This is a genomic window from Sphingomonas sp. GW821-FHT09E03 (assembly GCF_059416225.1).
This window is the reverse complement of sequence record NZ_JBWKOS010000028.1, coordinates 1-1826: the sequence shown is the minus strand read 5'-3', so window position 1 is coordinate 1826 and position 1826 is coordinate 1. Positions and strand designations below refer to the sequence as shown.

Below are 1826 nucleotides of genomic sequence, written 5' to 3'. Positions count from 1 at the left end.
GCCGTGCTGTTATGGCGCAGCGCGGTGAGCACGGTATCGACGATGGCGGCGGCATCGAGGCGGGCCTCGGCATATTGCAGCTCGGGCTTGTCCTGATCCTGGAAGGTGTCGGGCAGGCGCAGGGTCCTGAGCTTGAGCCCGCCGTCGATCAGCCCGTCGTCGCTCGCGAGGGTGAGCACATGCGCGCCGAACCCGCCGACCGCATTCTCCTCGATCGTCACCGCGACCTCATGGGTGGTGAGCAGCCGCCGGATCAGCGCCTCGTCCAACGGCTTGGCGAAGCGCAGGTCGGCGACAGTGGTGGAGAGCCCCTTGGCATCGAGCGTGTCGGCGGCCTTCAGCGCCTCGGCGAGCCGGGTGCCGAGGCTGAGGATCGCGACTTTCTTGCCTTCACGCACGATCCGGCCCTTGCCGATCTCGAGCCGCTCCGGCGTCGCGGGCAGCGCCACGCCGGTGCCCTGCCCACGCGGATAGCGCACCGCGATCGGCCCCGAATCGTGCAGCGCGGCGGTGTGGGTCATGTGGACCAGCTCGGCCTCGTCGGCCGCGGCCATCACCACCATGTTGGGCAGGGTGGCGAGATAGGTGACGTCGAAGCTGCCGGCATGGGTGGCGCCGTCGGCGCCGACGAGGCCAGCGCGGTCGATCGCGAAGCGGACGGGCAGGTTCTGGATGCAGACGTCGTGCACCACCTGGTCATAGGCGCGCTGCAGGAAGGTCGAATAGATCGCGCAGAACGGCCGCATGCCCTGCGCCGCGAGGCCGGCGGCGAAGGTGACGGCATGCTGCTCGGCGATGCCGACGTCGAAGAAGCGGTCGGGGTAAGCGGCGGCGAAGGCGTCGAGCCCGGTGCCCGACGGCATCGCCGCGGTGATCGCGCAGATCGTCGGGTCGGTGGCGGCGGCCTCGACCAGCGCTTGCCCGAACACGTTCTGATATTGCGGCGGCCCCGGCGGCGCCTTCGCCTGGGTGCCGGTGATGACGTCGAACTTCTGGACGCCATGATATTTGTCGGCCGAGGCCTCGGCGGGGGCATAGCCCTTGCCCTTCTTGGTCACGACATGGACCAGGATCGGGCCCTCCTCGGCATCGCGGACATTCTCGAGCACCGGCACCAATTGGTCGAGATTGTGGCCGTCGATCGGGCCGACATAGTAGAAGCCCAATTCCTCGAACAAGGTACCGCCCATCGCCAGCCCGCGCGCGAACTCGTCGGTCTTGCGCATCCCCGCCGCGAGCGGCCGCGGCAGCCGCTTGGCGAGCCGCTTGGCAAGGTCGCGGAAGCCGAGAAACTCGCGCGAGGACACGATCCGGCTGAGATAGGCGCTGAGCCCGCCGACCGGCGGCGCGATCGACATGTCATTGTCGTTGAGGATCACCACCAGCCGGTTGCCGGCCGCCGCAGCATTGTTCATCGCCTCGTATGCCATGCCCGCCGACATCGAGCCGTCGCCGATCACGGCGATGCCCTTGCCGGGCGTGCCGGCGATCTGGTTGGCGACCGCAAAGCCCAGCGCCGCCGAGATCGAGGTCGACGAATGCGCCGCGCCGAACGGGTCGTATTCGCTCTCCGAGCGCTTGGTGAAGCCGCTGAGGCCCCCGCCCTGGCGCAGCGTGCGGATCCGGTCACGGCGACCGGTGAGGATCTTGTGCGGATAGCATTGGTGGCCGACGTCCCACACCAGCCGGTCGCGCGGGGTGTCGAACACATAATGCAGCGCCGTGGTCAGCTCGACCACGCCCAGCCCCGAACCGAGATGCCCGCCGGTGCTGCCTACCGCCGAGATCGTCTCGGCACGCAGCTCGTCGGCCAGTTGGCGGAGCTG

Annotated in this window: 1 protein-coding gene; it reads right to left on the bottom strand. The window is 69.0% G+C overall.

Annotated features, from left to right (window positions below):
* Positions 1–1826, bottom strand: a 1826-nt coding sequence (gene dxs, locus AC07M8_RS19645) for a 1-deoxy-D-xylulose-5-phosphate synthase (RefSeq protein ID WP_495175909.1), incomplete at both ends; no start/stop codon positions are given.